Source organism: Thiocapsa sp. (assembly GCF_022340925.1).
Taxonomy (GTDB): Bacteria; Pseudomonadota; Gammaproteobacteria; order Chromatiales; family Chromatiaceae; genus Thiocapsa.
Window position 1 is genome coordinate 62,520 of sequence record NZ_JAJDNA010000085.1, and the last position, 6,199, is coordinate 68,718.

The following is a 6,199-nucleotide window of genomic DNA, read 5'->3' on the forward strand; positions in this document are numbered from 1 at the left end:
CCGTTGGAAGCGGCACTGAAGAGTCCGGCGCTTCCCGCGGCATGCGGAAGTGCCGCCACCTTCTGTCGCCTAAGCGACTGCCAATGAGAGGACGCCGAAACCGCGTTGTGCTGTTGCGTGCTGATTCTTGGCCGGCATGTCCGATCAATCAGCGTCCCTATAGCGCCGCCACCACCGCATCGCCTATCTCGCCGGTCCCGACCTCGCTCATGCCGGCGGACAGGATATCGGCGGTGCGCAGGCCCTGGTCGAGGACCTTGGAGACGGCACCCTCGATCCGATCCGCCGCGGCCGGGGCACCGAGCGAGTAGCGGAGCATCATCGCCACCGAGAGGATGGTCGCCAGCGGATTCGCGACACCCCGCCCGGCGATGTCCGGCGCCGAACCGTGGATCGGCTCGTACATGCCCTGCCCCGACGCGTTCAGCGACGCCGAGGGCAGCATGCCGATGGAGCCCGTCAACATGGCCGCGCAGTCGGAGAGGATGTCGCCGAACATATTGGTCGTCACCATGACATCGAACTGCTTGGGTGCACGCACGAGCTGCATGGCCGCATTGTCGACATACAGGTGACTCAGCTCGATCTCCGGGTAGTCACGGGCCGTGCGAGTGGCAACCTCGCGCCACAGCTCGGTGCACTCGAGGACGTTGGCCTTGTCCACCGAGCAGACACGTCTGCTGCGCTTCATGGCGATCTCGAAGGCGACGCGGCAGATCCGCTCCACTTCCGACTCGGTGTAGACCAGTGTGTTGAAGCCCCGTCGCTCGCCCGTCGGCAGGGTCTCTACGCCGCGCGGCTGACCGAAATAGATCCCGCCTGTGAGCTCGCGCACGATCATGATGTCGAGTCCCGAAACCACCTCCGGCTTGAGCGTGGAGGCATCGGCCAACTGGGGGTAGAGGATCGCCGGGCGCAGATTGGCAAACAGACCGAGACCCGCGCGCAGACCCAGCAATCCCTTCTCGGGCCGCTTGGAGATAGGCAGCGGCTCCCACTTGGGTCCGCCGACCGCGCCCAGCAGGATCGCATCAGCGACTCGCGCCGCCTCCAGGGTCTCCTCGGGCAGCGGGTCGCCCGCGGCGTCGTAGGCCGCGCCGCCGACCAGCCCTTCCTCGAGCGCCACATCGATGGCCCCTTCCGCCCGCAGTGCGTTCAGGACCTTGACCGCCTCCGCGACGATCTCCGGACCGATCCCATCACCGGCCAGCACCAGAATCTTACTCAATGGCATCTCTCTCAACAGGGTCGCCTGGAATCTTCATCCAGGTGAAAGGAGCCGGCACGTCCTCAGAGGAATGCTGCGTCGTAGCCTCGATGAAGCAAAGTGGAATCCATTTCATTCACCGTGGACAGACCACCCAACCGCATTTGGATTCGCCCTTCCTGCCCATCCGTCGCCGCGCCGCCCCGGGGCAGAAGGCCCCGGCATGTTCAGGCGCCTCAGCGCCTGACAATGTCGCCTTCCGAGAGTCGCGCGGCCGGGAAGGCGCGCTGTCGATGGCCAGGATGGCAATGCATCAGCGTCCTCCCTAAACGGCGAAGAGCCATGGTGCCTCGATCTGCCGCCGCGCCTCGTAGGCTCGTATCGCATCGGCGTGCTGCAGGGTCAGGCCGATATCGTCCAGTCCCTCGAGCAACCGCGCCTTGTTGCCGGCATCGATCTCGAAGGGGATGCGGGTCCCATCGTCCAGGGTGAGCAGCTGCCCGGGCAGGTCCACATCGATCCGCAGGGCCTGCGGACCGCGCGAGCGGGCGAAGAGGCCCTCGACCGTCTCAGGCGCCAAAACGATGGGTAAGAGGCCATTCTTGAAGCAGTTGTTGTGGAAGATATCGGCGAAGCTCGGGGCCAGGATGACGCGGAAACCGAAGTCGGCCAGCGCCCAAGGGGCGTGCTCACGTGAGGAGCCGCAGCCGAAGTTCTCGCGCGCGAGCAGGATCTGCGCCCCCTGATATCGGGGGTCGTTCAGGACGAAGTCCGGATTCAGCGGTCGGCTGCGACAATCCATGCCGGGCTCGCCGGGATCCAGATAGCGCAGCTCGTCGAACAGGTAGGGACCGAACCCCGTGCGCTTGATGCTCTTGAGAAACTGCTTCGGGATAATGGCGTCGGTGTCAACGTTGGCGCGATCGAGCGGGGCCACAACACCGGTGAAATTCTCAAAGGGTTCCATCAGAGCTCCCTCACGTCGACGAAGTGGCCCGCCACCGCGGCTGCGGCGGCCATCGCGGGACTGACCAGATGGGTCCGGCCTCCTTGACCCTGCCGGCCCTCGAAGTTGCGGTTGGAGGTGGATGCACAACGCTCACCGGGCTCAAGCCGGTCGGCATTCATGGCCAGACACATGGAGCACCCCGGCTCGCGCCATTCGAAGCCGGCGTCGGTGAAGATCCGATCCAGTCCTTCGGCCTCCGCCTGCGCCTTGACAAGACCAGACCCCGGCACCACCAGGGCCAGCCGGATACCGTCGGCGACCTTGCGGCCCTGGACAACCTCGGCCGCGGCGCGCAGGTCCTCGATCCGCGAGTTGGTGCAGGAGCCGATGAAGACCTTGTCCGGTCGGATATCGCGGATCGCCGTCCCCGGCTCCAGGCCCATGTAACCCAGAGCACGGCGGATCCCCTCGGCCCGCACCGGGTCAGCCTCAGCCCGCGGATCCGGGACGCGGCCGCCGACTGGCACCACCATCTCGGGCGAGGTCCCCCAGGTCACCTGGGGCTGGATCGCGGACGCGTCCAGCCGCACCACTCGGTCGAAATCCGCGCCCGGGTCGCTGACCAAGGTCCGCCAATGGGCCGCCGCCCGCTCGAAGAGCTCGCCGCTCGGCGCGTAGGGGCGGCCGCGCAGATACTCGATCGTCTTCTCGTCCACTCCGATCAGGCCGGCACGCGCGCCAGCCTCGATCGCCATGTTGCAGACCGTCATGCGCCCTTCCATCGAGAGCGCCCGGATCGCCTCCCCGCCGAACTCGATCACGGAGCCGGTCCCCCCCGCCGTGCCGATCTCGCCGATGATGGCGAGCACGATGTCCTTCGCGGTGACCCCCGGACCCGCCTGCCCGTCGACGCTGATCAGAAGCGTTTTGGACTTCCGCTGGATCAGGCACTGGGTCGCCAGGACGTGCTCCACCTCGGAGGTGCCGATCCCGAAGGCCAGCGCCCCGAAGGCACCGTGGGTCGACGTGTGTGAGTCGCCGCATACCAGGGTCGCCCCGGGCAGCGTGAAGCCCTGCTCCGGACCGATGACGTGGACGATCCCCTGCCGCGGATCGGCCATCGGAAACTCCCTGATTCCGAAGTCCGCGCAGTTGTGGTCAAGTGTCTCGACCTGAATCCTGGAGATCGGGTCCGTGATGCCGGCAGCAAGGTCCCGCGTCGGCACATTGTGGTCCGGGACGGCCAGATTGGCCGCGGCCCGCCAGGGGCGGCGGCCCGCCAGACGCAGTCCCTCGAACGCTTGGGGCGAGGTCACCTCATGAACGAGCTGACGGTCGATGTAGAGCAGCACCGCGCCGTTGTCGTCGACACGGACGACGTGCTCGTCCCACAGTTTGTCGTAAAGGGTCTTGGAACCCATCGGCTCGGGCCTCGGAACAGAAACCAATCGTGAAGCATAAACGGCGCACCGGGCAAACTCAATTGCGGCAGCGCAGCATATCAGCGGCGCACTGGCGACGCGCCGAAACGTCGCGGGCTCCGCCTGCAGAACAGGATGCTCTTGGCTCGTCAGACGCCCAAGCGCCCGGCAATGACGGAACAGCGCGGCCGCACCCGCCGGTTCAGTGCCGTCATGTTGCCCGGGAAGACAACAAGGACAGCGCCTCAAGGCGTTACCCGGTCGCGCGAGACCGGGTAGACCTCCGTGATCCGGAAGGGCTCTTCGGCCAGCGGATCGATCTCCACCCAGACCCCGCCGACCCGGGGTGAGCCGGGCACCTCGACCCGTACGAACCGGGCAAAGGGTTCGCCCGTCTGGGGATCGATCAACGGCCGGTCGTGCTTGAACCGATGGGTGTCGCCATGAATGGCGAGGACCGGACCCGGATAGGTGGACAGCAGCCCTCGCAGCGCAGCATGCAACCCGGCGAAACCGCCGCTGGCGGGCGTCCGCTCGAAAAGCGGATTGGCGTGGAAGACGATGACCAATGCCCTCGCCTCACGCTTGCGGGCAAGCTCGGCTGCCCGCCGCAACAAGCGGACATTGGCGGCGTCGCGCGCCTCGAATTCAGCCATCGCCGACCGGTCCCTCGAATCCAGGCCGTTGTTGCTGCCGACGGCATGGACCACGACGAACAGGACGCCTTCACACATGAAGGTGACGTTCTCGGGGTAGTTGCGCCCGTCGGCACCTTCGGCCCCGACCGCGTCGAGTCGATCCAGCCGTAACACGCCCGGATCGGCATAGAAGACCTCGCGCACCCGCCCAAGCCTCGCTCGCGGGTCCTTCGCGCCGGCGCCCTCGCGGTGACAATCGGTCCATTCGTTGTCTCCGGGCGTGTAGACGACCGGAACAGGCTGGGAGCGAAACAGGTCCGCGATCTCACGGAGGTTGGTCTCCGTGCACGGGGAGCTGCCGGCCTTGATGTCGCCGACATGGATCAGGAAGGGCGTGCCTTCGGCCACCGCGCTGTCGAAAAGGTCGCGAAGCTGATCCATCTCGGCGGCGGAATAGGGTACGTCGCCCAACGCGAAGAAGCGCAGCGGCGCACCCCAGACGGGTAAGACGGGCAGGAGGATCAACAGGGCCCCAAAAGAGACCAGAACCCGCTTCAGCTGAGCACCCATGGATGTGGACTCCCGTTCAGGATCCTGCCGCGGTCCCCGATGGCCGACCCGGCGGGTGGGGATCCAGTAGAATCAGATCATGATAGCGCCCAATCCGACACCCTACAGCGATCTCGGCCCGGATCGCGTGCTGGCGGCGATCGAGAGCGTCGGTCTGCCGACCGACGGACGTCTGCTCGCCCTCAACAGCTACGAGAACCGGGTCTACCAGGTCGGGATCGAGGATGCCCCTCCGGTCATCGCCAAGTTCTATCGGCCCGGACGCTGGAGCGATGAGGCAATCCTCGAGGAGCATGCCTTCACCCTGACGCTCGCCGAGCATGAAATCCCGGCCGTGCCGCCGGCTGTCATCGACGGGCGCACACTGCACGCCCACGCCGGCTACCGTTTCTCGGTGACACCGCGACGTGGCGGCCGCACCCCGGAGCTGGAGGACCCGAACGTCCTCGAATGGCTTGGTCGGCTCATCGGGCGCATCCATGCCATCGGCGCCCTCTCACCCTTTGCGCACCGCCCGACGCTCGACATCACCTCATTCGGCGAGGTACCACGGGCGTTCCTGCTGGAGCATGAATGGATCCCTCCCGACCTGCTTCCGGCCTATCGCAGCGTTGTCGACCAGGCACTCGACGGGGTGCGGGCCTGCTATGCGCGCGCCGGCCCGCCCAGCCTGATTCGGCTCCACGGCGACTGCCATCGCGGCAACCTGCTCTGGACGGACGCCGGCCCCCACTTCGTCGACTTCGATGACGCACGCATGGGTCCGGCGATCCAGGACCTGTGGATGCTCCTCTCGGGCGACCGCCGCGAGATGAGCCAACAGCTCGCCGACGTCCTCGCCGGCTACGAAGACTTCCACGATCTTGACTACCGGGAGCTCCATCTGATCGAGGCCATGCGCACCCTGCGCATCGTCCACTACGCCGCTTGGCTCGCCCGGCGTTGGGAGGACCCCGCCTTCCCCGCCGCCTTCACCTGGTTCGGCACCCAGCGCTACTGGCAGGACCACATCCTTCAGCTTCGCGAGCAGATCGCGGCCATGGAGGAAGGACCCTTATGGGCGAGCGCACATTGAGCAGCCAGCGTCGTCGCTCGGCCGCTCGCCGGCCCGCGAGAGCTGAGCGGGGGCGGCGACGATGGCATCGTTGCGCTGCGGGTAGTCGCGAGCGTACTCGGGGGCTTGTTCTTGGCCGATCATCGCCCGACAGCTGCTCCAGCCCCTGGATGCCTCCGCGGCCGTTGCCGCGGACTCCGCGCCGCGCTCGATCGATTGGCAGTGGGGACTTGTCATCCGCAGCCTCAGGTCACCGCCGGCGTCTGGTGGAGAAAGGTGCCGTCGGTTAGCTGACGCAGCACGAAGTCGGCGACATCGGCGCGGCTGACCTGGCCGCCCTTGAGCGACCGATCGAGCCCG

The 6,199-nt window shown here is 66.8% G+C and carries 5 protein-coding genes; 1 reads left to right on the forward strand and 4 read right to left on the reverse strand.

The window, feature by feature from the left end:
- Positions 1 to 157 precede the first annotated feature (157 nt).
- The 4 genes from leuB to LJE61_RS10715 all read right to left on the reverse strand — a co-directional run bounded on the left by leuB (position 158) and on the right by LJE61_RS10715 (position 4,785).
- Entirely contained in the window at positions 158 to 1,234 is a 1,077-nt protein-coding gene (leuB, locus tag LJE61_RS10700; RefSeq protein WP_296918364.1) for a 3-isopropylmalate dehydrogenase, read from the reverse strand.
- A 298-nt stretch (positions 1,235 to 1,532) separates the two neighbouring features.
- Positions 1,533 to 2,174 carry a 3-isopropylmalate dehydratase small subunit gene (gene leuD, locus LJE61_RS10705; RefSeq protein WP_296918366.1) on the reverse strand — a complete coding sequence of 214 codons (642 nt, stop codon included), beginning with the start codon at positions 2,172 to 2,174 and terminating at the stop codon, positions 1,533 to 1,535.
- Positions 2,174 to 3,577, reverse strand: a complete 1,404-nt coding sequence (gene leuC, locus LJE61_RS10710) for a 3-isopropylmalate dehydratase large subunit (protein ID WP_296909209.1) — start codon at positions 3,575 to 3,577, stop codon at positions 2,174 to 2,176. The genes leuD and leuC overlap by 1 nt, the downstream gene beginning before the upstream one ends.
- A gap of 245 nt (positions 3,578 to 3,822) precedes the next feature.
- Positions 3,823 to 4,785 carry a metallophosphoesterase gene (locus tag LJE61_RS10715; RefSeq protein ID WP_296909207.1) on the reverse strand — a complete coding sequence of 321 codons (963 nt, stop codon included), beginning with the start codon at positions 4,783 to 4,785 and terminating at the stop codon, positions 3,823 to 3,825.
- A gap of 79 nt (positions 4,786 to 4,864) precedes the next feature.
- Between LJE61_RS10715 and srkA the strand changes: the two genes are divergently transcribed.
- Entirely contained in the window at positions 4,865 to 5,860 is a 996-nt protein-coding gene (srkA, locus tag LJE61_RS10720) for an SrkA family protein kinase (RefSeq protein WP_296918367.1), read from the forward strand.
- Positions 5,861 to 6,199 lie beyond the last annotated feature (339 nt).

Coding starts and splice junctions, on each gene's coding strand:
- leuB (WP_296918364.1), bottom strand. CDS start 1,234: ATGCCATTGAGTAAGATTCTGGTGCTGGCCGGTGATGGGATCGGTCCG.
- LJE61_RS10715 (WP_296909207.1), bottom strand. CDS start 4,785: ATGGGTGCTCAGCTGAAGCGGGTTCTGGTCTCTTTTGGGGCCCTGTTG.
- leuD (WP_296918366.1), bottom strand. CDS start 2,174: ATGGAACCCTTTGAGAATTTCACCGGTGTTGTGGCCCCGCTCGATCGC.
- leuC (WP_296909209.1), bottom strand. CDS start 3,577: ATGGGTTCCAAGACCCTTTACGACAAACTGTGGGACGAGCACGTCGTC.
- srkA (WP_296918367.1), top strand. CDS start 4,865: ATGATAGCGCCCAATCCGACACCCTACAGCGATCTCGGCCCGGATCGC.